Annotated in this window: 26 protein-coding genes, 1 tRNA gene and 1 pseudogene; 19 read left to right on the top strand and 9 right to left on the bottom strand. The window is 40.5% G+C overall.

The window, feature by feature from the left end; translation table 11 throughout:
• Nucleotides 1-77: 77 nt before the first annotated feature.
• Nucleotides 78-179 (top strand): annotated as a pseudogene (locus tag HWQ44_RS26940) (DUF2887 domain-containing protein); the annotation flags it as partial.
• 205 nt (nt 180-384) lie between these two features.
• Here HWQ44_RS26940 and HWQ44_RS26935 read toward each other — a convergent pair.
• A complete protein-coding gene (locus HWQ44_RS26935; protein WP_292724993.1) occupies nt 385-1,995 on the bottom strand; it encodes an iron uptake porin in 1,611 nt (536 codons plus the stop codon).
• A gap of 338 nt (nt 1,996-2,333) precedes the next feature.
• On the opposite strand from HWQ44_RS26935, the gene HWQ44_RS26930 reads away from it, so the two are divergent.
• The 6 genes from HWQ44_RS26930 to HWQ44_RS26905 all read left to right on the top strand — a co-directional run bounded on the left by HWQ44_RS26930 (nt 2,334) and on the right by HWQ44_RS26905 (nt 6,574).
• Complete coding sequence (locus HWQ44_RS26930) at nt 2,334-3,341, top strand: metal ABC transporter substrate-binding protein (protein WP_292724997.1); 1,008 nt, start codon at nt 2,334-2,336, stop codon at nt 3,339-3,341.
• A gap of 43 nt (nt 3,342-3,384) precedes the next feature.
• Nucleotides 3,385-4,161: an ABC transporter ATP-binding protein gene (locus tag HWQ44_RS26925; RefSeq protein ID WP_292724991.1), complete on the top strand. Its 777-nt coding sequence runs from the start codon at nt 3,385-3,387 to the stop codon at nt 4,159-4,161.
• 11 nt (nt 4,162-4,172) lie between these two features.
• A complete protein-coding gene (locus HWQ44_RS26920) occupies nt 4,173-5,042 on the top strand; it encodes a metal ABC transporter permease (protein WP_292724996.1) in 870 nt (289 codons plus the stop codon).
• A 74-nt stretch (nt 5,043-5,116) separates the two neighbouring features.
• Nucleotides 5,117-5,189, top strand: a tRNA-Phe gene (locus tag HWQ44_RS26915).
• Nucleotides 5,190-5,356: 167 nt separating this feature from the next.
• Nucleotides 5,357-6,046: a Uma2 family endonuclease gene (locus HWQ44_RS26910; protein WP_292724994.1), complete on the top strand. Its 690-nt coding sequence runs from the start codon at nt 5,357-5,359 to the stop codon at nt 6,044-6,046.
• Between the two features lie 141 nt (nt 6,047-6,187).
• Nucleotides 6,188-6,574, top strand: coding sequence for a hypothetical protein (locus HWQ44_RS26905; protein ID WP_292724989.1), 387 nt, complete (start codon nt 6,188-6,190; stop codon nt 6,572-6,574).
• A 142-nt stretch (nt 6,575-6,716) separates the two neighbouring features.
• On the opposite strand, the gene HWQ44_RS26900 is transcribed toward HWQ44_RS26905, so the two are convergent.
• The 4 genes from HWQ44_RS26900 to HWQ44_RS26885 all read right to left on the bottom strand — a co-directional run bounded on the left by HWQ44_RS26900 (nt 6,717) and on the right by HWQ44_RS26885 (nt 9,103).
• Nucleotides 6,717-8,024, bottom strand: a complete 1,308-nt coding sequence (locus HWQ44_RS26900; RefSeq protein ID WP_292724988.1) for a lipid-A-disaccharide synthase — start codon at nt 8,022-8,024, stop codon at nt 6,717-6,719.
• Nucleotides 8,025-8,108: 84 nt separating this feature from the next.
• Nucleotides 8,109-8,306, bottom strand: coding sequence for a DUF2283 domain-containing protein (locus HWQ44_RS26895; RefSeq protein ID WP_292724987.1), 198 nt, complete (start codon nt 8,304-8,306; stop codon nt 8,109-8,111).
• A 2-nt stretch (nt 8,307-8,308) separates the two neighbouring features.
• A complete protein-coding gene (locus HWQ44_RS26890; RefSeq protein WP_292724986.1) occupies nt 8,309-8,563 on the bottom strand; it encodes a DUF4258 domain-containing protein in 255 nt (84 codons plus the stop codon).
• A 51-nt stretch (nt 8,564-8,614) separates the two neighbouring features.
• The gene (locus HWQ44_RS26885; protein WP_292724984.1) at nt 8,615-9,103 is read right to left on the bottom strand and encodes a helix-turn-helix domain-containing protein; all 489 of its coding nucleotides are present in this window, start codon (nt 9,101-9,103) and stop codon (nt 8,615-8,617) included.
• Between the two features lie 140 nt (nt 9,104-9,243).
• Here HWQ44_RS26885 and HWQ44_RS26880 point away from each other — a divergent pair, with 140 nt between their 5' ends.
• The 4 genes from HWQ44_RS26880 to HWQ44_RS26865 all read left to right on the top strand — a co-directional run bounded on the left by HWQ44_RS26880 (nt 9,244) and on the right by HWQ44_RS26865 (nt 17,418).
• Nucleotides 9,244-9,588 (top strand): hypothetical protein, encoded by a 345-nt coding sequence (locus HWQ44_RS26880; protein ID WP_292724982.1) that lies wholly within the window; start codon nt 9,244-9,246, stop codon nt 9,586-9,588.
• A 54-nt stretch (nt 9,589-9,642) separates the two neighbouring features.
• On the top strand, nt 9,643-10,728 hold the full coding sequence (locus HWQ44_RS26875) for a hypothetical protein (protein ID WP_292724981.1): 1,086 nt from the start codon (nt 9,643-9,645) through the stop codon (nt 10,726-10,728).
• 597 nt (nt 10,729-11,325) lie between these two features.
• On the top strand, nt 11,326-15,312 hold the full coding sequence (locus HWQ44_RS26870; protein WP_292724979.1) for a magnesium chelatase subunit H: 3,987 nt from the start codon (nt 11,326-11,328) through the stop codon (nt 15,310-15,312).
• Nucleotides 15,313-15,777: 465 nt separating this feature from the next.
• A complete protein-coding gene (locus HWQ44_RS26865) occupies nt 15,778-17,418 on the top strand; it encodes an AIPR family protein (RefSeq protein ID WP_292724977.1) in 1,641 nt (546 codons plus the stop codon).
• A gap of 17 nt (nt 17,419-17,435) precedes the next feature.
• Here the strand turns inward: HWQ44_RS26865 and HWQ44_RS26860 are convergent, their stop codons facing one another.
• Nucleotides 17,436-17,762, bottom strand: coding sequence for a hypothetical protein (locus HWQ44_RS26860; protein WP_292724976.1), 327 nt, complete (start codon nt 17,760-17,762; stop codon nt 17,436-17,438).
• Between the two features lie 26 nt (nt 17,763-17,788).
• On the opposite strand from HWQ44_RS26860, the gene HWQ44_RS26855 reads away from it, so the two are divergent.
• The 5 genes from HWQ44_RS26855 (at nt 17,789) to HWQ44_RS26835 (ending at nt 19,151) form a co-directional block, all read left to right on the top strand.
• A complete protein-coding gene (locus tag HWQ44_RS26855) occupies nt 17,789-18,007 on the top strand; it encodes a hypothetical protein (RefSeq protein ID WP_251956212.1) in 219 nt (72 codons plus the stop codon).
• Entirely contained in the window at nt 17,991-18,320 is a 330-nt protein-coding gene (locus HWQ44_RS26850) for a type II toxin-antitoxin system PemK/MazF family toxin (protein ID WP_292724972.1), read from the top strand. The genes HWQ44_RS26855 and HWQ44_RS26850 overlap by 17 nt, the downstream gene beginning before the upstream one ends.
• Before the next feature lie 67 nt (nt 18,321-18,387).
• Nucleotides 18,388-18,612 carry an addiction module protein gene (locus HWQ44_RS26845; RefSeq protein ID WP_292724971.1) on the top strand — a complete coding sequence of 75 codons (225 nt, stop codon included), beginning with the start codon at nt 18,388-18,390 and terminating at the stop codon, nt 18,610-18,612.
• Complete coding sequence (locus tag HWQ44_RS26840) at nt 18,609-18,905, top strand: type II toxin-antitoxin system RelE/ParE family toxin (RefSeq protein WP_292724969.1); 297 nt, start codon at nt 18,609-18,611, stop codon at nt 18,903-18,905. Before HWQ44_RS26845 ends, HWQ44_RS26840 begins: the two co-directional genes overlap by 4 nt.
• 12 nt (nt 18,906-18,917) lie before the next feature.
• The gene (locus HWQ44_RS26835; protein WP_292724968.1) at nt 18,918-19,151 is read left to right on the top strand and encodes a hypothetical protein; all 234 of its coding nucleotides are present in this window, start codon (nt 18,918-18,920) and stop codon (nt 19,149-19,151) included.
• Here the strand turns inward: HWQ44_RS26835 and HWQ44_RS26830 are convergent.
• Nucleotides 19,127-19,750, bottom strand: coding sequence for a TenA family protein (locus HWQ44_RS26830; protein WP_292724966.1), 624 nt, complete (start codon nt 19,748-19,750; stop codon nt 19,127-19,129). The genes HWQ44_RS26835 and HWQ44_RS26830 overlap by 25 nt on opposite strands.
• Before the next feature lie 36 nt (nt 19,751-19,786).
• Complete coding sequence (locus HWQ44_RS26825) at nt 19,787-20,557, bottom strand: pentapeptide repeat-containing protein (protein WP_292724964.1); 771 nt, start codon at nt 20,555-20,557, stop codon at nt 19,787-19,789.
• A gap of 609 nt (nt 20,558-21,166) precedes the next feature.
• Between HWQ44_RS26825 and HWQ44_RS26820 the strand changes: the two genes are divergently transcribed.
• Nucleotides 21,167-21,433 carry a type II toxin-antitoxin system HicA family toxin gene (locus HWQ44_RS26820; protein WP_292724962.1) on the top strand — a complete coding sequence of 89 codons (267 nt, stop codon included), beginning with the start codon at nt 21,167-21,169 and terminating at the stop codon, nt 21,431-21,433.
• Entirely contained in the window at nt 21,417-21,629 is a 213-nt protein-coding gene (locus tag HWQ44_RS26815) for a type II toxin-antitoxin system HicB family antitoxin (protein ID WP_292724961.1), read from the top strand. Before HWQ44_RS26820 ends, HWQ44_RS26815 begins: the two co-directional genes overlap by 17 nt.
• A gap of 548 nt (nt 21,630-22,177) precedes the next feature.
• Here the strand turns inward: HWQ44_RS26815 and HWQ44_RS26810 are convergent.
• A complete protein-coding gene (locus tag HWQ44_RS26810; RefSeq protein WP_292724959.1) occupies nt 22,178-23,239 on the bottom strand; it encodes an L-histidine N(alpha)-methyltransferase in 1,062 nt (353 codons plus the stop codon).
• Nucleotides 23,240-23,453: 214 nt separating this feature from the next.
• Here HWQ44_RS26810 and HWQ44_RS26805 point away from each other — a divergent pair, with 214 nt between their 5' ends.
• Nucleotides 23,454-25,232 carry an ABC transporter ATP-binding protein gene (locus tag HWQ44_RS26805; protein WP_292724957.1) on the top strand — a complete coding sequence of 593 codons (1,779 nt, stop codon included), beginning with the start codon at nt 23,454-23,456 and terminating at the stop codon, nt 25,230-25,232.
• Nucleotides 25,233-25,309: the final 77 nt, after the last annotated feature.

Genomic DNA, 25,309 nt, shown 5'->3' with positions numbered 1-25,309 from the left:
GCAGGGAGAAAGAGGTTTTCCTGACTTTTGCACGGATGCGGTAATCATAAGTAATTAACCGGACTTGATATGACACCATCTTCTATAAATTATTTAAGCAATTTCCAGGTTTGCTGTTTGAATTAGTAGATGAACCACCTCCAGAAGCGGAAAATTACCAGTTTGAATCGGTTGAGGTGATGCTTTGTTAGATTTCTCTAATCTTGCTGATTTAGAAGGGTGGTTACAAGCTGAAGTCAGGGGGTAAGTTTCTTTCAGATACTTAGAGGAGAAGGGCGATCATTCCACAGGAAAAGGCAAAAATACTGAGTTTTATTTTTGAAACCACACACAAAATAAAAGACGCAAAGTTATCCTTTGCATCTTCTTTGAAGATTTTAAAAATTAGAAACTGAATGTGGTTCTCAATGCACCAATAACAACATCATCATTGTCGTTGTTGTGATCTGGGGATGTTAACCAGATGACTCCTGGAGTAATGGTGATATTGTCACTCAGCTTATACTGGTAGAACGCCTCAAGATGGTACGATGTATCAGGATCACTGGCCAATCCTGCAATATTAGAGCTTGTGACTTTCGGCTCCACACCAGCGATGATCCCTGCTAAATTACCTTTTTTACCGAGGTCAGGGAAGCCAAGGGTAACGGCATAGTTCCAAATATCAACGTCTCCACCGTTTCCTTTCAAGCTTTGACTGTTGGTGTATCCAGCCCAACCACCCAAGACTATGTTATCAGTGATGCCAATCGATGCTTGGACACCGTAAGAATTACTGGAAAATGCTACTTCCTCTTCCGGTAAACCCTGGATAGCTGCTATATTCTGGAAAGTCGCCGCATTGCTACCTGTGAGTAGTGGTTGGTTGTAGGAATTGATGTAAGTTAAACCAATAGAAATGCGATCGCTTGGTTTAACTGTCAACTGTGCCAGCGCACCGTAAGAACCATTAAATAAACCATTATTGGGTGTAGGGTTATTAGCTGTACCACTCAAATACCCTAGACTTAATGCCAATTTGTCACTGAACTCGTGCGTTACTCCCAACCCCGCGCCATTTATTTGGTTATAAATTGGGTTACGTGTACCAAAGGTAGACAAAGCACCAAAAGCGCCATCACCATCAAAGAGATTGACAGTGCTGGTAAGGTCGTCTGCTGCACCGGCATTGGCAATAGCGATAACCTGTGTTTTTTCGCCCAGAGGGAATTTGTAATACAAGGCATCTATAGCAGCATTAGTAGTACCATCCTCGCCAGCAAAGAATAAGTTACCTTCTGGTGTACCAATGTTAGGGCTGAGAATATTATTAGCCTGAATTCTGGTGAACAGCGTATCTTGCCCTGTGAAGCTAGTTACTAATTCTATCCGTGCCCGTACCCCTAAAGTTGTATTCTTGTCTGCAATTTCTGCACCGTTGACTGTATTTCCTGACAAAACATCGCTGACGACTGCGACAACTTGTCCTTGCAGTTTGGTTGTGGTTGAGAACTGATTCGCCTCCAATTCAGCAGTTTTTGCTTCTACTGCATCTACACGACCTCGGAGTGTCGCCAGTTCTGCTGAAAAATCTTCTTGCAGCTTTTGTAATGTGGCTAAATCTTGTTTGTTAACTAAATCGCCAGTGGCTGTAGCAATAAGTTCATTAACTCGGTCAAGACAAGCATTCAAACCAGCAGCAAACTCATATCGCGTTAATGCCCGATTCCCACGATAAGTACTATTTGGGTATCCTGCAATACAGCCATAGCGTTCAACTAAAGACTGCAATGCTTGGAATGCCCAGTCTGTAGGTTGTACATCGGAAAATTGAGATACGGAGGTAACTTGCCCTATGTTCTGATTTTTTTCTTTGATGTCTGGATTAGCTAAAACTTGAGGTTGATTGATTTCAGACGGGCTGGATATTTCACCTGCAAATGTAGCAGTATTCAAAAATAGCATTACACCGCAGACTGCTGGACTAACTAGCAGATATTTACAAAATTTTTGCATTTTTCTCCTCACACTGATCTCCAATTCACACCCAAACCACGTTTTTAAACGCGTATTTCATGAAAATATTTGTCAGTAATCTTATCAGAAGTAAGCAAGCTTTTTAACAAAACAAGTCAAGAAATCCTAATTATTCAGGGAAAACTAAATTGCAGAGGGCTGTAGGGTCTGAGAAAGTTTTCTTGTTACTCATTACACCGGAAACTCAGAATGATATTATATAATTTCAATGAGAATGAGAATTATTCTAGTGTAAAATCTCGGATAGGCCTCATTGTCAATAGGAATTGTGACAGAGGCAGAGCAAGCATCCGTTTTGAGGAGAAAACACCGTGATCATGAATTGCAGAGGACAAAGAAGGGGCAGACAAACAAGGGGCATCTTGCCTATAATTGCTCTGTTAATGTTGTCAATAACTACTGGCTGTAGTCAATCGAATCAGACTCAGGGAAAAACTTCCGAACAGTCGCCGCAGGTACAGGAAGCTGCCTCTACCCCATCGGTGCAGTCGGGAAAAACTAAAGTAGTGACGACATTTTTACCGATATATTTGTTTACCAAGGCAGTAGCTGGGAATGTGGCAGATGTAGAAATTCTAGTGCCACCTGGTACGGAGGTACATGAATACCAAGCGACACCAGAAAATGTCAAAGCGATCGCTACTGCCAATGTGTTAGTAAAAAATGGTTTAGGTTTGGAGGAATTTCTGGAAGATACGATCAAAAATGCCCAAAATCCCAAATTAACTGAAATTGATGCAAGTATTGGTATTAAACCTTTAAATGAAATTTCACCTGTTGTGAAAACGACGCCAGATGAAAAAGACCACGACCATACCCAAGGTAATCCTCACGTTTGGCTAGATCCAGTTTTGGCAAAACAACAGGTAACAAATATTCGGGATGGATTAATTGCTGCCAACCCAGCGAATAAAGCTACCTACGAAGCAAATGCTACGGTTTATATTAAAGAATTAGAAAGTTTAAACAGCGAATTTCAGCAGACTTTGCAAAAAAATCCCAGTTGCACCTTTATTACCTTTCATGATGCGTTTCCATATTTAGCTAAACGCTATAACCTCAAGCAAGTTGCTGTAGTAGAAATTCCCGAAGATCAACTTTCACCAACGGATGTACAAAATGCAATCAATGCTGTGAAAAAGTACAAAGTTAAAGCTTTATTTAGCGAACCAGGAGTAGATAATAAACTGCTGACGAGCCTCTCCAAAGACTTGAAGTTAAATTTGCGGACACTGGATTCTTTGGAAACTGGCGAAACAGATCCGCAGCATTATTTTAAAGCTATGAAAGCTAACTTGCAAACTTTAGAAACGGCCTGTAAATAGGTTAATCCTTTGCAAATGACCAATGACTAATAACTAATGACTAATGAATAATGACATTGCTATTTTGAAAGTAGAAGGATTAACTGTCTATCAAGGCAGCTATCTAGCTGTTCGAGATGTTTCTTTTGAATTGTTCCCAGGAACAGATACAGCCATTGTCGGCCCCAATGGTGCTGGTAAAAGTACCCTGGTAAAAGCGGTTTTAGATTTGATCCCTCGAAGTGCTGGTACGATTGAAATATTAGGTCGCCCAATTGCAAGGCTGGGGCATTTACGTCACACGTTGGGCTATATGCCGCAAAATTTCATTTTTGATCGTAGCTTTCCCATTTCTGTGAGGGAATTGGTGGGATTAGGATGGGTAAAAGAAGGGAAAATCAAGAATTCATTTTTCTCTAAGCTGTGGAGACAAGACCGAGAAAAATCGGCAGCAGTAACAGAAGCTTTAGGGCGAACTGATGCTTATCATCTACAGCATCAAGCTATTGGTACTCTTAGCGGTGGTCAACTCAAGCGGGTTTTATTGGCTTATTGTTTAGTAATGCCTCGAAAACTGTTGGTACTAGATGAAGCCTTTGCTGGTGTTGATGTGCAAGGTGCAGCAGATTTTTACGCTTTGCTAAATGAATTAAAGCGGGAAGAGGCTTGGACAGTATTGCAAGTTTCCCATGATATTGATATGGTAAATCGCCATTGCGATCGCGTGCTTTGCCTGAACCAAAGCATTGTTTGTACTGGTAAGCCAGAAATTGCCCTTTCACCACAAAACCTGTTAGCAACCTACGGCCCAGGTTTCAGCCGCTACCAGCACCAACATTAATGCCTATAAGTATGAATTTCTTCAATGATTGTCAGATAGTTTGGCTTGCGATCGCCAATCTTAATGACTTGGTAAGCTTGTTAACATTCCCCTATATGCAGCGTGCGATCATCGGTGCTGCCTTGATGGGAATACTTGGCGGGATGTTGGGTAGTTTTGTCACCTTGCGTCAGTTATCTTTTTTCAGCCACGCAGTTGGTCATGCAGCATTAGTAGGTGTGGCGTTAGGTGTGCTGCTACAAATAAATCCTACTTGGATGCTATTACCTTTTACCTTAGTTTTCGGTGTTATTGTTCTTTACTTTATCGACAAAACCGACTTAGGTAGCGATAGCGTACTTAGCATAGTGCTATCTGGAGCTTTAGCGATCGGTTTAATTCTCACGAGCCTAATTAAAGGATATCGTGGCAACTTGATGGCTGTACTGTTCGGGGATATTCTAGCGATCGACACCACAGATTTGATTTTGACGCTGCTAGTCCTTGTGGGAGGGAGCATATTTTTACTATCAACTCTGCGACAGCAAATTTTATTGACCCTTAACCCCGATGTCGCCCAAGTTCAAGGCGTTCCCGTTCAATTGTACCGCTACGCTTTTGTGGTCTTGCTTTCACTGGCCGTTGCTGTCGCGATTAAAGCTGTCGGTGTTTTACTGGTGAACGCCTTTTTGGTCATTCCCGCCTCTACCGCCAAACTGATGAGTCACCACTTTAGCCGCTTTCTAGTTATGTCGGTGATAGTTGGTTCCATCAGCAGCATTGCTGGCATCATTGTGTCAGGTATTTTCAACCTTGCTTCTGGGCCAAGTATTGTTCTTGTCCAGTTTCTCCTATTTGTAGCCGTTTTCGTCTGGTTTAAGTTGAGTTTGAAAGCTGCATAACTATTTTTCTCCAAAGACTTGCTATATTCTTTTATCTTTGCTACATTGATTAATCGTGGCTCACAAAAGCCCCAGCCGGGATAGCTCAGTTGGTAGAGCAGAGGACTGAAAATCCTCGTGTCACCGGTTCAAGTCCGGTTCCTGGCATAGAATACAGACAAAAACACCACTTGCATCCTGCATAAGCAAAAGAATTGCCTGCAAGTTGTTTTTAGCTGGGTGGAGAACGCTATTAGAATGCGTTCCTTCCCTACACCCTTGGCAAGTTGAATTTACCTATAATCAAAGAAACCGAAGCCACCGCGGTAATAGTCATGCTGTCAGAAAACCTTAAAGTCGTTGGGCTTCCAAGCACTGACGAACTAGCCTGCTCAGACGATATACCTGTGGATAATGAGGATCAAAATTTTCTGCCCAACATTCTACTGTTCCTATTAACCTCGATTTGGGCAACGCGCACCGATTGGTTTTTCGGCGTAGACATGGCAATCTACCACACGACAGGGGCTAATGCGAGAGTCCCCATAGTACCAGATGGGTTTCTGAGTTTGGGAGTTGATCGCAAAAAAGGTGGTAAATCGCGTAGAAGTTACGCTGTCTGGGAAGAAAATGAGGTAGTACCGATACTAACATTGGAGATGGTATCCCATTCTCCAGGAAGTGAATACGACGAAAAGTTAGAAATTTATCGGAAACTTGGCGTACTTTACTACATTATTTACAACCCCGAATATTGGCAACGCGATCAACACCAACCATTTGAAATTTACAAATTGATAGACAAAAATTATCAATTACAAATTGGCGAACCCCATTGGATGCCAGAGGTTGGTTTAGGAATTGGACGACATCAAGGTGTTATTGGTGGAATTGGTCAGGAATTTCTATCTTGGTATGACGAACAAGGAAATCGGTATTTAACGGCAGAAGAAAAAGCAGAAAAGTTTGCACACCATTTACGTTCTCTTGGTATCGATCCCGATAATTTACCCAGCAATCCGTAAATTAGGTTTGCTTCAAGCTAAAAAACGGGAAGTTGTTAAGTAGTTGAAATCTTGTTAGCTTTTATGCTTAAAATTGCACAAGAGGTTTATTTAGCATCTACTGACAGCTAAAGTTAACCCTTTGCAGGACTCACCTAAGCAATGCTGACTGAAATTTTACCTTTCCGTTTTGAGTTAGACACGATCGCGATCGCTGGAGCGAGTTTGTGGTCATTGGCGCTATATCTAGGTTTTTCCAGAGTCAATGAATGGGTAATCGAGCAACTCAATCGCTGGTTTAACTTTGCCGAGCGATCGCTTTACACCAGCCAGTCAGAATTTGAAAAGACTCGTAAAGCCAGAGAATCCCAAAACGCTTTCTACGCCTCACTGTTTAGCATTGTGCCTTTTTTGGTAGTTGGCGCTTTATTTAACTGGGGTCTGGAAATTAGTTTAGGTGAGAGTTGGGGAATTAGTACAGGAATATTAGCTTGTATGGGCGCCGGCATTTATGAACTTGGGCGCAGGGATGGAGAATCTTCAGATTAAGCCAGAGTAAAAATGAGGGGGATGTTGCTTTAGAGTGTTCCACAAAATAAATGATCCAAAACACGTCATTGCTTCGCTTCGCTCTCTACGAGACGCTACGCGAACGCAATGACAACTGGGCATTTTTTTACTTGGAGTACTCTTACTTCCTCATCTCTCCCGACTTCCCAATTTCCTCACCAACAATCTGTGCTATCTTCTGGGCTGCACCGCTTTCACCGCGAATATTGCGGAGTTTAGCGCGCATATCATCCAATTTTTCTGGATTCGTCAAAAAGTCTAAAACCATTTTCCCAACTTCTTGCGGTTGAACTTTACCCATAATTTCTGGGACTATCTCTTCCTGTGCCCAGATATTTGGCCATGCTAATAAACCTTTGTGTCTCACAAATCTCAGAAATGACCAATTAATCACCTTAGCAAAGGGCATACCTAACCCTGGCAGATTTGCCAACAATCCAGGTAAACCATCCCAAGAACGCATGGCATCAAGTTGCTGCGTTGGTAGTAAAACAATCATTGGCACTCCTAAAGCACCAAGTTCGGCAGTGTTTGCCCCCACCGTAGTCAAGCAGATGCAGCACTGGGATAATAAGTGATATGCAGGGTTTTCTTGCCACAGTTCCACAGTTAAGCCCGTTGCAGTTTTGAGCAATGCCTTGCTTTTAGCATCCTCTGGGATAATTAAGGAAGCACCGCCAAAGCCAAAGATTTTAGCAATAGAGTTTTTTTCGAGATCGGCAAAACTAGCTAAAGTTTGTAAATCTAAAGTTGGGGCTACAGGAATCACAAATCTGGTTTGGGGTCTTTTTGCATAAACGTATTCGGCAATGCCTAAAGTTAATGGTACTCCTTGGGCTAATTTCGCTGCTTTTGATCCAGGGAGCATACCAATCAATTCAGTTTTGAGTGATGGAGTGATAGACAGAGAGGAATTTGAATCTAGGCTCTCCCCTGTTTCACCCGCTGCTTCTACCATCAAATCACCTACAACGGTGAATTTGTGAGCATATTTCTGGGGAACAAGGGCAGCAACTTTGGGTTTCATCACGCCAAAGCGATCAATCCAATTATGCCATCTCGCTTCCCATTCAGCGTAAACTACTGTGCGATATCCGAGCTTTTTGCCTATGACTACGGGAAAAATTTGATCGCCACCCAGGAAAACAACTACACCGCGACTTCTCCAGTCCCAATTATCAAATGTTTTACCCCAAAGCAAAAATTGCCAAAAATGCTCTGCTGACTGAACTCTATCTACTTCTGGGTAAGAAAGAGCGATCGCAGCTTCTTTACCACTGGCATTTGAGCAAGGCGACAAGACTATAGAAATCCTCACTAAAGAACGATCGTCCCCTAATTTTTGCCGCAACGCTTTTACTACCGGACGTACCCAGGTTGTTACCTCACCCGGGCCATTTGATAGGATGAGAATATCTACTTGAGTCATTAGTTAATCGTATATTTGTCTGTACTTCAAACAGGATCGCTTGAAAAATACGAAGAGCTGTACGCTAAGGCTCTCAAACCTCTATTATGTAGAAATCGAATACTCTAGGGAACGTGGATTATCGATTCTTTTTGAAGCGTCTAATATTTCTAGGGCTATAATATTTCCATCTTCGTCGTAATCTAAAATTACCCCTGGCTTTTCTTCGTCACTATCTTCTATAGGTACATCACTCAATATAATTCTTAATATATCTACTTCTGGATCATAGGTAATTTTCATTTTTATCTCCAGTATTTTTCAATCTTACTAGTTTTATATACGGTTATTACAACTGCTGGGTCAACATCATCTACTAAGATAACGCGTAGCAAGAATGTTTTCCCACTACCAAAGTTAATTTTTGACTGGTAGACTTTTCTACCTTCTTTTTCTGGCACTACTTGCCCAGGAGCATTCAGAACGGATTCAACTACAGCTTTAGATATATTTCTTCGCTCCATCTCTGTCTGTGCATGACGAGAAATTATATACTTCATTTTTACCTGTTTGCTTATCAAGCATAGTCTGATTTAGGCAGAAGATAAATACTAATTGCTTTTATAATTATCTAAATTATTTAATTCATCTTCCAAAGAATCTAAATCTTGAGAAGTGGGGATTTTCATACTAATCAAAAATACTATTTGATTATTTTCAATATTTATATTAGTTACATTAACAACTGCTTTATCAGGTGATAAATCTAAGCCTGGAACCTTTATCGACTGATTTTTATACCCTGCATCATCAAGCCATTCAGAAATATTTCGCCAATTTTCTAACTTTTCATCAGACTTATCCAGAAGACTTTTTACATACCTATATACGGTTGCACAGAGATCAGTTTCTACACCCTTCCCATTTTTACCAAGTTTCTCAGCTATTTCAGCCGGACTTAAGCCACAAAGCAAACCTCGCAAGTGTCGCTTTTCAACTGGTGTCAAACGCTTATTTTTTACTGATGACAAATCAGAGTAAAGGGTTTCTAAGTCCCAGTGGTTTTCTGCTTGCATAAAGGGTTCATTGCTGGATGCCATAGTCCAATTTTGAAGATTGTCTTAAATTTCCTGATGTAATTTTACCATTATCCCTGATGGCAGCTAGGGGATGATTAGCTTTTAATTGCATTCTACTGAGATAGAAGCAACAAAAATTACATTAGTTTTAGTAATCTATTATGGATAAGCTAGTTGACAAAATCGCGGCATTAGGTGTGCCTGGTCTTGTACTTTTGGTTGCTATGGCTGTGACGGGATGGGCTGGAGCAGCTGCAATAACAGCAGCTTTAGCAGTGCTTGGTGGGCCATTCGGAATGCTTGGAGGAATTGCTGTACTTGGCTTGCTTGCTCTAATGTCACAAGGATTAGCTGAGTATGGATTTGAAGCAATTTTTAAGTCTACAGTAGATCAACTTAGAATAAAAGGGAAATCTAAATCAGATATAGAACGCGAAATTGAATCCTACCCTATTTCAAGCGATTTGAAGTTGAAGATAAAGGATTATTTGAGAAAACTTGCATAACTGAGATACTCTTCCATATTTTATTAATCGATACTTCAAACAAAAAAGTTGACTATGAACACTAATCAAGAACAAGAATTAACTCAAAATCCTGTATCTGAATCAGGGGAAAATAATCAAACGATTGGAGAAGGACAAAAAGGAGAGTTGTATAAAAAGATAATTTCATTTTTCCAAACTATACCATCAAGCTTAAATAATCTGTTTACTGCCCTATTTAAGGCTAATTCTCAATCCAAGCCTGTTGATGAAGGGACTTTTTCTCAGAAGACAGAGCGTATTCATGCCTATAGTGATTTTATTAAATCTGCATCTAAATTCATTTGGATTGGTGTTTTTTTCATAATCATTATTCAACTATGGGGTAATTTTTCGCTTAATCACATCAGCGATGCATCTAAACGCAAATCAAATACTGTCACCATTACTATTCCTGAACAAAAGCTATTTCAAATGTCTGATGACGTTGCAAATACCCTTGGTAAGGCATTAGTTAGTGCCAGAACATCTGCATCGAATAATCTGGAACAATGGCATGATGAGGTAATGCAACGTGTAGACCATCCGTTTCTCGATTGGTACTACAATTATTTTACTCAGTGGGGTGTTGGTGTAGAAGCTATTTGGGTAAATATTAGTGCTAGTTCAGAAGAAGAAAAAGCTGAAAAATTAATTGGTAATTTCCAAAATGAATTTACTAAAAAGGTTTTGCAACCATCATCAATGCAACTTGAAATGGAACGTTTTACAAGAGAAGCAATTGATCAATATGTATCTGAAGCTAATCAAAAATTAGCAGGAATCCAAAGTCAGTATCAGATTCCTCGACCTGTTTGGGAAGAATTTTTAGAAGGTTTAGGAAGTACAACATATAATACAGGTAGCAAAGAGCAAAATCTCTCTATTCGCGCACTTTCGCGTGGTACAGGTTATGTAGCCGCCAGTGCAATGATAAAAGCTGTTAGTGTCATTGGTACTAAGAAAATTGCTACAGGAATTGTGAGTAAAGGAACTTCTAAAGTAGTTGCTATCTTAGCAACTAAAACTGCCACAAAGGTAGCAACAGAAGGAACAGGTGAAGTAGCTGCGGGACTTTTAGGTTTAGAGCTACTGAATCCTCTTGCTGGATTAGGAGTTTAGCATGGGATATCTGGGATCATTATCATACAGTTAAAGTAGAAAGACCAATTCTAAGAGAAAACCTCAACAATTATTTGAATGAGGTAAAAGACTCATTACTGAATGATAAAGAAAAAGGAGTTTTATCTTCAGTAAATAAATTCCATGATGGAATTTTGGATACTTTAAATAGCAAGCCAATATTGGCTAAATAAAAGTTGCTTGTTCGTCAGCAGATACCAAGTTTCTGTTGTTTTTTTTAGTATAATCCGCAATTACATAATTGAAGGCTGCCTATGCTGACTAAAAAATATTTAGTCAGCATAGGCAAGTTTTGTTTTATAACTGCTGCACTATTGCTTAATAGATATTTAGTTATTTAAAAATGTAACAATATTTTACAAATAAGTGAGCGAACACTTTTATGTAAAGTCAACAATTACAAAGAAATATTTCGTTTTTTATATCGATTTGTGTCATATAGGCGATAAAATGCCTACTGGGCAAGCGTTTTCTGATAAAAAACAGATATTGCCTAAAAGATCACAAGTTACCTGTGGCTGATGATGCCGCTAGGAACTTCCTTCAGAGAACACGCATCAAAGGAGCCGAAGAAGCATGTTCACACACGTCAAGTCCACCATTAGACACATTGCGCCTGATAACTTACGCGGACGTAGTTTAATCAAGGTGGTCTATGTCGTGCTTGAGTCCCAGTACCAGAGTGCTTTGTCGCAAGCGGTTCGCACCATTAACGCGAACAATCCCAACTTGGCGATTGAAATCAGCGGGTACTTGATTGAGGAACTCCGCGACCCAGAGAATTACGAGGAGTTCAAGCGAGAAATTGAGAATGCGAATATCTTCATCGCTTCCCTCATTTTTATCGAGGACTTAGCACAGAAAGTAGTAGCAGCAGTAGAACCACACCGCGATCACCTGGACGTTTCTGTTGTCTTTCCCTCCATGCCAGAGGTAATGCGCCTGAGTAAAATGGGCAGCTTTTCCTTGGCACAGTTGGGTCAGTCAAAAAGTGCGATCGCTCAATTCATGCGGAAACGCAAAGAAAAATCCGGTGCGGGATTTCAAGATGGGATGCTGAAGCTTTTGCGAACACTGCCGCAAGTGCTGAAGTTCTTACCAATGGATAAGGCACAGGATGCCCGAAATTTCATGCTCAGTTTTCAGTATTGGTTAGGTGGTTCTCCAGAAAACCTGGAAAACTTCTTGCTGATGCTAGCTGATAAATATGTATTTAAAGGTTTAGAGAAACAAAATTTTGCACCTTCTACATACGAACAGCCGGTGGTTTATCCCGATTTAGGGATTTGGCATCCTTTGGCTCCCAGTATGTTTGAGGATGTCAGAGAATACCTCAATTGGTATACAGCTCGTAAGGATATTTCTAGCGATCTAAAAGATCCCCTAGCTCCTTGTGTCGGGTTAGTATTGCAACGCACTCACCTAGTTACAGGGGATGATGCCCATTATGTAGCAATGGTGCAGGAGTTGGAAGCACTAGGCGCACGGGTACTACCTGTGTTTGCTGGTGGTTTGGATTTCTCCAAGCCTGTGGATGCCTATTTCTACGAACCAAATACCAATATACAGTTGGTAGATGCAGTGATATCGCTGACTGGTTTTGCTTTAGTAGGTGGCCCAGCTAGACAAGATCATCCCAAAGCAATTGAATCACTCAAACGCTTAAACCGTCCTTACATGGTGGCGTTACCCTTAGTATTCCAAACCACAGAAGAGTGGATGGATAGCGATTTAGGGTTACATCCAATTCAAGTAGCTTTGCAAATTGCAATTCCTGAATTGGATGGGGCAATTGAGCCGATTATATTATCGGGTAGAGATGGGACTACAGGGAAAGCGATCGCACTGCGCGATCGGGTGGAAGCTGTCGCCGAACGCGCTTTAAAATGGGCTAACCTCCGCCGCAAGCCGAAGCTGGATAAAAAAGTCGCCATCACCGTTTTTAGCTTCCCGCCAGATAAAGGCAACGTGGGAACCGCCGCTTACTTGGATGTATTCGGCTCCATCTACGAGGTAATGAAAGCCCTCAAAAATAACGGCTACGACTTACCAGAATTGCCAGAATCCGCCGAAGCGTTGATGCAAGAAGTCATCCATGACGCTCAAGCGCAGTACAACAGCCCAGAACTCAACGTTGCTTACAAAATGTCGGTTCCTGAGTATGAGGCACTTACCCCTTACTCTCAACGCCTAGAGGAAAACTGGGGCCCACCTCCCGGACATCTCAACAGCGACGGGCAAAACTTGCTGATTTATGGTAAGCAATTCGGTAATGTCTTCATCGGTGTACAACCCACATTTGGTTACGAAGGCGACCCGATGCGGTTGTTATTCTCCCGTTCCGCTAGTCCTCACCACGGTTTTGCTGCTTACTACACTTACTTAGAGCAAGTTTGGAAAGCTGATGCTGTACTGCACTTTGGTACACACGGTTCCTTGGAATTCATGCCAGGTAAACAGATGGGGATGTCTGGCGATTGTTATCCAGATAACTTGATTGGCTCAATTCCCAACCTGTATTACTACGCAGCGAATAATCCGAGTGAGGCGACAATTGCCAAACGTCGGAGTTATGCCGAAACAATTTCTTACTTGACACCGCCGGCAGAGAATGCTGGTTTGTATAAAGGTTTGAAGGAACTCAGCGAGTTAATTGCTTCCTACCAAACCTTGAAAGATAGTGGACGCGGTGTTTCCATCGTCAACAGCATCATGGATAAATGCCGGATCGTGAATCTGGATAAGGATATTAACCTGCCAGAAATCGATGCCAGAGACATGAGTACCGATGAGCGGGATAACATTGTTGGCAACGTCTACCGTAAGTTGATGGAAATCGAGTCGCGGTTGTTACCTTGTGGGTTGCACGTCATTGGTAAACCGCCAAGTGCAGAAGAAGCGATCGCAACTCTGGTAAATATTGCTAGTCTAGATCGTCAAGAAGAAGGACTTCAAGGCTTACCGGGAATTATCGCTAACAGCATTGGGCGTAACATTGACGATATTTACCAAAATAATGACAGAGGCATTCTAGAAGATGTCCAGTTATTGCAAGATATCACTTTGGCAACCCGTGCAGCAGTTACCGCCCTTGTCCAAGAGCAAATCGACGCAGAAGGACGAGTTTCTCTAGTTTCCCGGTTGAATTTCTTCAATATGGGTAAAAAAGAACCTTGGGTGGAAGCATTGCATAAAGCAGGTTATCCCAAAGTTGACACCGCCGCCCTAAAACCCCTACTTGAGTATTTGGAATTTTGCCTGCAACAAGTTTGTGCCGACAACGAACTCGGAGCATTACTCAGAGGCTTGGAAGGTGAGTACATCTTACCCGGCCCTGGTGGCGATCCCATCCGCAACCCGGATGTATTGCCCACAGGAAAGAATATCCATGCACTCGATCCGCAATCCATCCCCACAACAGCAGCAGTACAATCAGCCAAAATCGTCGTAGACAGGCTTTTGATCCGTAACAAGGCGGAAAACGAAGGTAAATGGCCAGAAACCATCGCCTGTGTCCTCTGGGGAACCGATAACATCAAAACTTACGGTGAATCCCTAGCCCAAATTATGTGGATGGTGGGCGTGCGTCCAGTTCCCGATGCCTTGGGACGGGTGAACAAGTTGGAATTGATATCTCTAGAAGAGTTGGGACGACCCAGAATAGATGTAGTAATCAACTGTTCTGGTGTATTCCGCGATTTGTTCATCAACCAAATGAACCTGCTAGACCAAGGCGTGAAAATGGCAGCCGAGGCAGATGAACCCTTAGAAATGAACTTTGTTCGCAAACACGCTTTGCAGCAAGCTGAGGATATGGGGATTAATCTGCGTCAAGCAGCGACACGCGTTTTCTCCAATGCTTCTGGTTCCTACTCGTCAAATATCAACTTGGCGGTAGAAAACAGCACTTGGGATAGCGAAGCCGAGTTGCAGGAAATGTATCTCAACCGGAAATCCTTCTCCTTCAATTCCGATAACCCCGGAATCATGGACGAATCGCGGCAGATTTTTGAAAGTACATTGAAAACTGCTGATGCAACTTTCCAAAATCTCGATTCTTCCGAGATTAGCTTAACGGACGTTTCCCACTACTTTGATTCAGATCCCACTAAGCTGGTGGCAAGTCTGCGGGGTGATGGTAAAAAACCAGCATCTTATATTGCAGATACAACCACAGCTAACGCCCAAGTGCGGACATTATCAGAAACCGTGCGTTTGGATGCGCGTACCAAATTATTAAATCCCAAGTGGTACGAGGGGATGCTGTCTCACGGTTACGAAGGTGTGCGCGAACTCTCCAAGCGGTTGGTGAATACCACAGGTTGGAGTGCGACAGCTGGCGCTGTGGATAACTGGATTTATGAGGATACAAACGAAACCTTCATCAAAGATGAAGAAATGCAGAAACGGTTGCTGAACCTCAACCCCCATTCTTTTCGCAAGATTGTATCAACTTTGTTGGAAGTGAATGGACGCGGTTATTGGGAGACTAGCGAGGATAATTTAGATCGTCTGCGCGAGTTGTACCAAGAAGTTGAAGACCGGATTGAAGGGATTGAGTAGGTTATAAGCATTTAGGGCGTTGCTGAATTGAAGTATGAATATGGATGTAGAAACGTAGCAGTGCTACGTCTCTACAAGGATTTTGGTATTATGCAAAATCATTTTCATACATGGAATCAGCAACGCCGCATTTAGAAATGCAAAATCAAAATGTAGAGATGTTATATCTAACGTCTCTACATTTTTATAGATTTTGACAGTAACACAACTTAAAATACTAAAAGATCCTAATAGTTGTGATTTATATCACAACTATTACCAATTGCATTGTGATAATAGTAACAAATAACTCATTTATTTACTGATTTCTACAATAAACACTATTTGTAATACAGTTAGGAAAAAAATATATAGGCTGGTAATGATAGCATAGTTCTCGATAATATTATCAAGCAAAAAATAAATAAAAGTGATAACACATTACCCGATGATGAATTCTTTGAAATATTTACTTTTGAACAAATATTGAAAAAATATGATCTTTCATATGACGAGTTAAGTTATGGAAAAATAGGAGGAGGTGATGATGGTGGAATTGATGGTTTCTTTATTTTTATTAATAATGATTTTGTTAGTGAGGATATAGAATTAGACAATTTTAAAAAAAGTCCTTGCATACAACTATTCTTAATTCAATCAAAACGGTCTGATTCTTTTTCTGAGAAAGCTATTGAAAAATGGCTTTCAACTACAATGAATATTTTTGATTTAGAAAAAAATATCGATCAGATTCAAAAATATTATAATTCTGATTTAATTAATAAAATTACTTTTTTTCGTGAATTGTATCTTAATCTTGCATCACAACATCCTTCTATTGAAATAACATATGTATATGCAAGCAAAGGTGACGTATCAGCTATAAATCAAAAGGTACATAATCAGTCTGAAGTCTTAAAAAAAAATACTAGTAGATATTTTTCAGGAGCAAAAGTTGATGCTAGCTTTGTTGGTGCGCGAGAACTAATAGATTCTTATCGACTTGAAAAAAGCTATACTTTACAGTTAAAATTTATTGAGAATTACATTTCCAGAGGTGAAGATAACTATGTTATTTTAGCATCTTTGAAAGATTATTATAATTTCGTTACTTATGATAACGATGAATTACGTAAATACATCTTTGCGTTTAATGTTCGAGACTATCAAGGTAGTAATGTAGAGGTTAATAAAGATATAAAAGCCACTTTAGAGTTAAATGAAAAGCTAGATTTTTGGTGGCTCAATAATGGAATAACTATTTTATCTTCAAAAGCAAGTGTTGCTGGTAAAACAATTAGTCTAGATGATGTACAAGTTGTAAATGGTTTACAGACAACAAACACAATTTATCATTATATAAACAATAAAGGAAATAATAACAATGAGTTGAACGAAGAAAGAGCTATTTTAATAAAAATAGTTGTTACAAATGATCCAGAAACTAGAGACCGTATTATCAAAGCAACAAATTTTCAAACTCCTATTCCACCAGCTTCTTTAAAAGCTACAGATCCAATACAATTAGACATAGAAAATTTCTTTTTAAATCAAGAATGGTTTTATGACCGTCGAAAAAATTATTACAAGAACACAGGTAAACAAGTTGATAGAATCATTAGTATTCCATACTTAGCTCAGTCGGTCATAGCAATAGTTTTCCATGAGCCAGATATTGCACGTTCAAGACCATCATCAATCCTTAAGAAAGACAACGATTACAAACGAGTTTTTAGTCAAAAAGTTAGTCTTGAAGTATATCTATTCTGTGCGAAAACTATGAAAAACTTGGAAAGTTATATTCGTAGTTTTATATCTAATAAAGCAAGTAACATAGTGATTAAGGAACAGTGGAATCATGCTTCACCAATCCGAATATTAATGTTCCATTTAGGTATGTTGCTAGTAGTAAAAACACTTCAGAAACGTGACTATAAACCTAAAGATGTAGAGACACTTAAAGATATTGATTTTTCTAATGAATTTATTAGTAACACCTTGTCTGAGTTAATTCAGTTAACTAATAATTATGTCCAAGCAAAAGCTCTACCGATTAATATTGGGATCAAACAAAAAGATTTTGTTACATACATACTAGAAAACGTAGTATTAGATAATTTAAAATAAATTCGCTAAATACATAGTTAGTTGTCACAATAGGCAATGTCTAACGAAAAGACACTACGCTTATACGCATTATTTTTGAGGTTTTCTGTAAGGCGATCGCACTCACTCTTCCACAACAGCGATCGCTTAGTTTTTGAGGTTTTCTGTAAGGCGATCGCACTTACTCTTCCACAATAGGCGATCGCATTATTTTTGAGCTTTTCTGCAAAGCGATCGCACTCACCCTTCCTTCCACAACAGGCGATCGCTTTGTTTTTGAGGTTTTCTGCAAGGCGATCGCTTACTCTTACATAACAGGCGATCGCATTATTTTTGAGGTTTTCTGTAAGGCGATCGCTCCTCATCAACTATCGAAGCATAAAATTAAAGCATGACTATTCATAAAACAGATATGCTAAAAACGCTTTGGGCTACTGTTCGGGAAGGAAAAATCGAATTGCTGGAGTCAGAGGAATTACCGGAAGGAACAAGAGTGCTAGTGACGCTGCTTCCTGATGATGAAACTGAATTTTGGCTTCAAACCAGTCAAACATCACTCTCATCAGTTTGGGATAACGCTGAGGATGATGTCTATGCCCAATTACTCTAAAAATGACATCATTTTGGTTCAGTATCCCTTTTCAGATTTGTCCAGTTCAAAAGTTAGACCTGCTGTTGTTGTAAGTGCGCCACACATTTCTCAAGATATCCTAATTACACCCTTGACGAGCAAAACTGGAGCATTGCTAGAAGGTGAGTTTGTCTTGTCTGAATGGGCAGCAGCAGGGCTAAACGTGGCTACAGCAGTCAAGAGAGGTTTATACACAGTGCATAAAAGCTTAGTTGTCAAAGTGATTGGCAAGTTAGCTGATACTGATGCTGAACTGTTAGAGCAATCTTTGCGGTATTGGTTAGGGTTGTGAATGGACAAAATCTTGTCCGCTATATTTAAGGTGTTACCAGTTGCTTCCTCACTCCAAGTTAATCAGTATGGATATCACAGCTACTTTGAACGAAATCGCAACTCTCAGTGTTGAAGATAGAATCCGTATTGTACAGGCAATTTGGGATAGCATCGCAGCAGAGCAAGTTTACCCTGATTTAACCGATGCACAAAAGCAAGAGCTTGATCGTCGAACTGCTGAATATGATTCAAATCCAGATAATGTGCTGACTTGGGAGGAAATCAAAGCATCAATTAAGGGGCAGCAATGAATTATGTCCTGGTGTTTCGCCCAGAGGTTCGAGAAGAACTTAATGATGCACACAGTTGGTACGAGAGCCAGAAACCCGGTCTGGGTGACGAGTTTTTAGACTGTGTAGACAAAACGGTGAATCTAATTTGCCAGATGCCAGAATCCTATGCAGTTACCTACCGTGATGTTCGACGAGCAATAGTAAGACGATTTCCGTATGCTGTGTACTATCGAATTGTTTCGAGTCGAGTAATTGTCACAGCAATTTTTCATGGTCGCAGAGATCCAAAATCTTGGCAGATGCGAACCTAACAGTGCAATTTAGTGGACAGACGAAAGCCGCTACGCGTCTACGCTTTATTTTTGAGGTTTTCTGAAAGGCGATCGCATTTGCTATTTCGACGACTACATTTGCTATTTCGGCGATCGCATTTGCTAATTGTGTTTACCCTAAAACAACAGACTGATGAGTATAAACAGAGATTAACTCTCAATTATTTGTTAAGTAGGGGGGAACAGCTAGCTTTGCGCCCCTACTCCAAAATCCACGCAGCCTGAAAAAAGTCACGCTCACAAAACATTGCATAACGATAAGTTGAATGCACAACAGAATTTGTAACGGCATAATTGTCAACCAAATTTTCTAATTGTTGTGTTAGTGGTTGAAAATCTGCGCTGCTATAAGTACGAATCCAGTCTGCATATTGATGATTAGGAATGCCGTTACCAGCCAACTTTTCTCCCAAAAACGCATACAAACGCATACAAGGAGACATCGCCGCAGCAGTTAAACCTACATCTTTGCCCCAAGCAGTTGCTAGCAAAAAATCAGTATAGCGGCGGGTGGCAGATGCAGGTTCCACAGAATATAAGTTGACTCCCCACTCAGAAGCATAGCTACTATGCAGCCGCAGTTCTTCTAAAACTCCACTAGCTAAGTTATAAAATGTGGTGAAACCTAACCAGTCTGGTGCTTTAGCTGCGGCGATACTGTAGGCACGGGCAAAAGCTTCTAAGAAAAAAGCATCTTGCCCTACGTAGTAAGCAAATTTAGCTTGCTCAAGAGTACCATCGCCAATACCTTGAACGAAAGGATGCTCTAGGCAAGCTTGGGCTAAGTCTTGATTTGCTGCCCATAATTCGTTAGATAAAGTCATTTGTTATTTGTCATTTGTCATCTGTTATTATCCCACTCAAAAAGGGAAGAACTGGAGCAAGACTGAGCCAAGACTTCCAAAAAAGTCCATAAAACTGGGGCTACCAGTACTTACCTTCTCATTGACGGGTGTTTGCAGTTCTTTTATAAAAGCTTGGGCTGTTAGCGTTCCACTACCGTTGTTTTGGGATGTAAACAATTTTTCCGCAATTTGGGCATCTTGAAATGCACCTTGTCTATCTAGTATTTGGTAACGGGCGACACCACGAGCTAAATAAGCACCCGCATATTCTGGTTTAATAGCGATCGCTTGATTAAAATAACCGATTGCTTGCTGTTGGTTACCTTTTTGCCCTTCTGCTACACCCCAAGCATAAAATTCTTCTGGTGAAGCAATTTGTAATGGTATCCCAACTGCACCCTGAAAGTTAGCACCATTCAGGTAAGCACCAGTCAGTTCTGCATTTGCTAAATAAGTATTTCTCAAATCAGCGCCCGTCAAATTTGCCCCACTAAATTTAGCTTCGCTCAGGTTAACACCAAATAAACTAGCCCCACTCAAGTTTGCACCCCGCAAATCTGCGCCGCTTAAGTTTGCACGGCTAAGGTTAGCACCTGTGAGATTAGCACCGCTCAAATTGGCTCCAGATAAGTCAGCCATCACTAAACCTGCACTCGTCAAATCACAGTTTTGACATTGTTTGGTTGCTAATAACTGTTTAATATGTTCAGAATTTGCTGCTTGTACGGTTATTGTCAAACTAATCGTGGTTAAAAATGCCGCTGCACCTAGAATCTGGTTTTTCATATTCGCGTAATATTTATTACTAAATATCCAACACTGACTGAGATGGATTTATACCTCAGCCTATGATATGAGCAATCTCAACAATTTGCCCTCTGTAGTTGCCTATATTACTTATAAATTGACGATACCTTTCCTGTGGAAGGCTACACTACGGGATTGTAGAAAAGTAGTCACGCTATAAATTGAGCCAATATTAAGACTTATAACCTCAGTAACGATGGGAAACAAGCATCATTTGTGAAGATAAATGATACACCCCACTAGCGGCAAAACTGATGTCATAACACTAAACTCATTGCCAAACACTGCTTTAAATAAACCATCTGTAATACCCCTTCACTTTAATAATGATATGAATACGTTCGTAGAGGCACAGCAATGTCCCCTACGATCAATCTATTATATGTATCAAGGTTTCTGTGAAATGGTATAACATCCAAATAATTAGTATTTTTTGCAATTAAGTAAATCAGTGGAACAGTATCCAAGCCTACAATTTTCCCTGATCACTGGACTAGCTATTTGGAAGCAAAACTATCATTTTGCTTTTGTATACCCTGATTTTAAATAAATATGAGACTATATAAACATTAAGACAGTCAGAAAAACGTGAGTCAGCAAGACAAACTCTTAGAAAAAATTCTCTCTGGGACTTCTGATACAGACATCCCTTTTGCCCAACTGTGGCAACTTTTATATAGACTAGGCTTTGATGAAAGGATTCGTGGCGATCATCGTATTTTTGTCAAAGCCGATGTTGAGGAAATATTGAACCTGCAACATAAAAGAGGAAAAGCCAAAAGCTATCAAATTAAACAAGTTCGGGCAGTGATTCTCAAGTATAAGTTAGGAAGCAAAAATGATGTTTCGGTATGAAATTATTCTCTACTGGAGTGAATTAGATCAAGCCTTTATTGCTGAAGTACCAGAATTATCAGGCTGTGCTGCTGACGGTGATACTTATCAAGAAGCCCTGCATAATGTAGAATTAGTTGTGCAGGAATGGATAGAAATAGCTAAGGATTTGGGGCGTCCAGTTCCTGAGCCTAGACCGCGTTTGATGTACATTTAATTGATACACAAGCTAAGTCAAAGCGATTTTCTAGCATCATCAGAAAGATTTAGCACGCCCTAGATACGGATAAGAAATATTTTCGCTATAGCGCTTCTTGTACGCTGCGGGTACTCCGTTGGAGAACTCGTAGAGTAGTGGCTAGGCGTCTATGTATGCAATACACTCTGATCTCTCTTTTAGAGGTTGTTTAAAAAGTTGTAAAGTATACTCAAAACCCCGCTTCCATACCTCTCCCCGAAAGGTCAAAAGGCTTTGAAACCCCATTCCCTTGTAGGAAAGGGGGGCTGGGGGGTTAGGTTTTCGAGGTTTAGATGCTACCAAAAAAACTTTTAAAACATCCTCTTAAAAGGAGAAAGACTTTGAATCTTATTCCCCTTCCCTTGTGAGGAAGGGTTGAGAGTTAAGTCTCTGTTGGACTCAACACAGAAGTGCTATAAAAGACCTAAAAAATTCTCTGGACTGCTGCTACAATCGTATTTGATTTATACCCTATGTGCTGTATATTAACTATTTTTTAGATAACAGGGGAAATCTAATTAAAAAGATTAGTTACTAGCAACCTTACAAATGACCATAATATGTGATTTGTATTTGTCAGTACTATAGTGAACCAGTTGTAGTCCAGAACGTTCTATTTCTTGCAAAAGTTTAGGCATTTCATACTTGTGATGTCGCCAAATAGTAATCTCTTCACCTTCGGATATTTCAATATTGTTATCTATCCCCATTCGACTAAAATTGATAGTGTAATCATGAAGAAGCTTCAGATTAGCAACTATACTATCTGTTTTTAAATCATATTTTCTCACTAGTTCGCAATCTTCAGATTTAATTCCAATCTTATTTTTAACCCATCCATATACTTCTTCTACATGATACTTGCAGCCACCTCTAACTATTCCATTCCATTGAGAGTTAGAACCAGTTTCGTTAGTGAACACTAAAAAATCATTTTTCCCCATACTCTCTCTAAAGTTTTTGAGTACCTGATCTCTATTTTGATGATTACCAATGGTAACTCCTAAATGTAAAAAGATTTTGGCTGTGTCGTCAAAATCAAGACCAGCTTGATTTTGAAATAAAGTTTTGGGTACACAACTATTTTCTATATCAATAGTGGAACTGATAAAATCGACTAGTGGAAACCAGTTTTTAAAATTATTTCTGGATACATAAAGCAGTTCTTGACTAATATCTAAGGCAATATATTTATTAACTTTTCCTAATTTATTCAGTCGGCGGATAAATTTTTTAACTGGATATGAATTCCCTGCACCAACGTCTACAATATTTACTCTTGTACCAGTTGGGATATTGCCATTCAGATATTTAAAATTATCTTTTAACAGGTCAATTTCTATATTTGATCTTCCATACCATCTAGGGATAACATATTTTAGATAAAAATCGTCCCAAACTTTTGCACCTCTCCCTTTATAAGAATACTTGAGAGGGATTTCTCGTTTGGTTTCTAATGCATGAATTATCCCTAAAATTTCTTCTTCAGAAAAAAGAGAGTAGAACTCAGAACTTGGCTTGGCTGTGCGACTGATAGCAGGTGAGATATCTAAGGGAAGTTGGGAATTGCTATGAAAATTTTGAGCCATTATTCTTGTTCTTTGGTTTTTTCAGGTCTGGAAATGGATTAGCCGCAATGCTTGCCAAACAGGTATTCTCCCATGTCACTGTCCCAAAACTCGGAATTTTCATCACAAAAGGGAGAGCTGCTCTCTATGTCACATTTTCCACTTTCAATTGGCCAATTGTTTTTTTACAATCAAAGTACGAGATAATTTTCCAAAGATACAGGGGTAAATACCATTGGTTCAGCAACCAGAACTCCAGGAAACTTCGTCGATAAAGCCAACCCAGCGTGTGCTTAAGAGTTTGAGCACTTACCGATGGACTTCATTGGGAGCATTGGTCAGCCTGTTGCTGTTGACGATCGCAAATGCTGTCACCCCACAACTATTTCGGTGGGGAATTGATGAGGGAATCTCGCAAAAAAACCTCCAAATTGTGCTATGTAGCGCCGCCTGGATGGTAGTCGCGGCGATCGCTCGTGGTGTATTTAATTTTGGACAAAGCTATCTAGCAGAAGCAGCGTCTCAGGGTGTTGCTTACGATCTGCGAAACAAAATTTTCAGCAAAATTCAAAATCTCAGTTTCAGCTTTCATGACCAAGCGCAGACTTCCCAACTACTAACCCGTGTCACCAGCGATATTGAGCAGATTCGTACCTTTGTTGGCACTAGCTTAATTCAAGTCGTCGGTTCACTTGTGACATTGGTGAGTATTTCGGTAGTTTTGCTAGTGATGAACTGGCAACTAGCACTGATTACGCTAACGGCAGTGCCCATAGCCGCATGGTTGATGGCACAATTCGTTACTCGCAATAATAAACTTTTTCGGCAAGTACAAGAGCAACTAAGCGACCTCAATGCTGTATTGCAAGAGAATTTGCTAGGAATCCGGGTGGTGAAAGCGTTTGTGCGGGAGTCAACCGAAAGGTCGCGTTACACGACTCTAAATGATGGTCTAGTCAGGGCAAACATGAAGACCATTAGCGCCATCCGCAATACCTTCCCATTCATTTTTTTGGTGAGTAATTTGGTAACACTGGCAGTTTTCGCCTATGGGGGAGCGCAGGTGATTGGGCGCAGATTTTCCATTGGGGAACTGGTGGCGTTTAACTCCTACTTAGCGTTGATACTCCAACCGATTTTGTTAATTGGATTTGCCGCACCCGCCATCTCTCAAGCAGCTGCTTCCGCCGAACGTGTCTATGAAGTTGTAGATGCAGAAGTAGAAATTCGCGATCGCCCCGGTGCTGTCCCATTTGACACTTGCGGAGGTAGAATTACCTTTGAAAATGTTTCCTTTCGCTATCCAGGAGCGACAACCGAAACTCTCAAAGAAGTTTCCTTTGAAACCAAGCCCAACGAGCTAATCGCCGTTCTCGGCATGACTGGTTCGGGAAAAAGCACAATTATGAACCTGATTCCCCGCTTTTACGATGCCACAAATGGGGCAGTTCGGATTGACGGACGAGATGTCACAAGTTTCACACTCAAAAGCCTCAGATCGCGTATTGGGATTGTATTTCAAGAAACCACCCTCTTCTCTGGCACAATCCGCGAAAATATTGCCTACGCCAAACCCAATGCCACCTTAGAGCAGGTGATTGAGGTTGCAAAAACTGCCCAAATGCACGATTTTATTATCAGTCTACCCGATGGTTACGAGACGATTGTGGGTGAACGAGGCGTGGGCTTATCTGGTGGACAAAAACAACGAATTGCGATCGCTCGTACTTTACTAACCGATTACAGCATTCTAATTTTGGACGATAGTACCTCGGCTGTGGATGCCAAAACTGCTGCCCAAATTCAAGCCGAACTAGATGGCTTAATGCGCCAGAAAGCTTGTACAACCTTTGTAGTAGCTCAACGTATTAGCACCGTCCAAAATGCCGATCGCATTTTTCTCATGGATAAAGGACGATTGGTAGCACAAGGGACTCATGAGGAATTGATGCAAACCAGCCCCCTCTACGGTGTGATTTTGGAATCTCAGGTAAAACCAAAAGAGAAAAAATGATCTCCAATTAGCATAATTAATTTTGCTCACAGCCTGGTAATAAAGACTTTTAATCCCAAATCTAAAATCACAAATTT

The sequence above is a fragment of the Nostoc sp. JL34 genome (assembly GCF_017114945.1).
In the GTDB taxonomy this organism is placed as follows: domain Bacteria; phylum Cyanobacteriota; class Cyanobacteriia; order Cyanobacteriales; family Nostocaceae; genus Nostoc.
This window is presented reverse-complemented; position numbering and strand designations above follow the sequence as displayed.

Bases quoted from the DNA above. Each gene is read 5' to 3' on its own strand.
- HWQ44_RS26935 (WP_292724993.1), bottom strand. From the start codon at position 1,995: ATGCAAAAATTTTGTAAATATCTGCTAGTTAGTCCAGCAGTCTGCGGT.
- HWQ44_RS26930 (WP_292724997.1), top strand. From the start codon at position 2,334: ATGAATTGCAGAGGACAAAGAAGGGGCAGACAAACAAGGGGCATCTTG.
- HWQ44_RS26925 (WP_292724991.1), top strand. From the start codon at position 3,385: ATGAATAATGACATTGCTATTTTGAAAGTAGAAGGATTAACTGTCTAT.
- HWQ44_RS26920 (WP_292724996.1), top strand. From the start codon at position 4,173: ATGAATTTCTTCAATGATTGTCAGATAGTTTGGCTTGCGATCGCCAAT.
- HWQ44_RS26910 (WP_292724994.1), top strand. From the start codon at position 5,357: ATGCTGTCAGAAAACCTTAAAGTCGTTGGGCTTCCAAGCACTGACGAA.
- HWQ44_RS26905 (WP_292724989.1), top strand. From the start codon at position 6,188: ATGCTGACTGAAATTTTACCTTTCCGTTTTGAGTTAGACACGATCGCG.
- HWQ44_RS26900 (WP_292724988.1), bottom strand. From the start codon at position 8,024: ATGACTCAAGTAGATATTCTCATCCTATCAAATGGCCCGGGTGAGGTA.
- HWQ44_RS26895 (WP_292724987.1), bottom strand. From the start codon at position 8,306: ATGAAAATTACCTATGATCCAGAAGTAGATATATTAAGAATTATATTG.
- HWQ44_RS26890 (WP_292724986.1), bottom strand. From the start codon at position 8,563: ATGAAGTATATAATTTCTCGTCATGCACAGACAGAGATGGAGCGAAGA.
- HWQ44_RS26885 (WP_292724984.1), bottom strand. From the start codon at position 9,103: ATGGCATCCAGCAATGAACCCTTTATGCAAGCAGAAAACCACTGGGAC.
- HWQ44_RS26880 (WP_292724982.1), top strand. From the start codon at position 9,244: ATGGATAAGCTAGTTGACAAAATCGCGGCATTAGGTGTGCCTGGTCTT.
- HWQ44_RS26875 (WP_292724981.1), top strand. From the start codon at position 9,643: ATGAACACTAATCAAGAACAAGAATTAACTCAAAATCCTGTATCTGAA.
- HWQ44_RS26870 (WP_292724979.1), top strand. From the start codon at position 11,326: ATGTTCACACACGTCAAGTCCACCATTAGACACATTGCGCCTGATAAC.
- HWQ44_RS26860 (WP_292724976.1), bottom strand. From the start codon at position 17,762: ATGAGGAGCGATCGCCTTACAGAAAACCTCAAAAATAATGCGATCGCC.
- HWQ44_RS26855 (WP_251956212.1), top strand. From the start codon at position 17,789: ATGACTATTCATAAAACAGATATGCTAAAAACGCTTTGGGCTACTGTT.
- HWQ44_RS26850 (WP_292724972.1), top strand. From the start codon at position 17,991: ATGCCCAATTACTCTAAAAATGACATCATTTTGGTTCAGTATCCCTTT.
- HWQ44_RS26845 (WP_292724971.1), top strand. From the start codon at position 18,388: ATGGATATCACAGCTACTTTGAACGAAATCGCAACTCTCAGTGTTGAA.
- HWQ44_RS26840 (WP_292724969.1), top strand. From the start codon at position 18,609: ATGAATTATGTCCTGGTGTTTCGCCCAGAGGTTCGAGAAGAACTTAAT.
- HWQ44_RS26830 (WP_292724966.1), bottom strand. From the start codon at position 19,750: ATGACTTTATCTAACGAATTATGGGCAGCAAATCAAGACTTAGCCCAA.
- HWQ44_RS26825 (WP_292724964.1), bottom strand. From the start codon at position 20,557: ATGAAAAACCAGATTCTAGGTGCAGCGGCATTTTTAACCACGATTAGT.
- HWQ44_RS26815 (WP_292724961.1), top strand. From the start codon at position 21,417: ATGATGTTTCGGTATGAAATTATTCTCTACTGGAGTGAATTAGATCAA.
- HWQ44_RS26810 (WP_292724959.1), bottom strand. From the start codon at position 23,239: ATGGCTCAAAATTTTCATAGCAATTCCCAACTTCCCTTAGATATCTCA.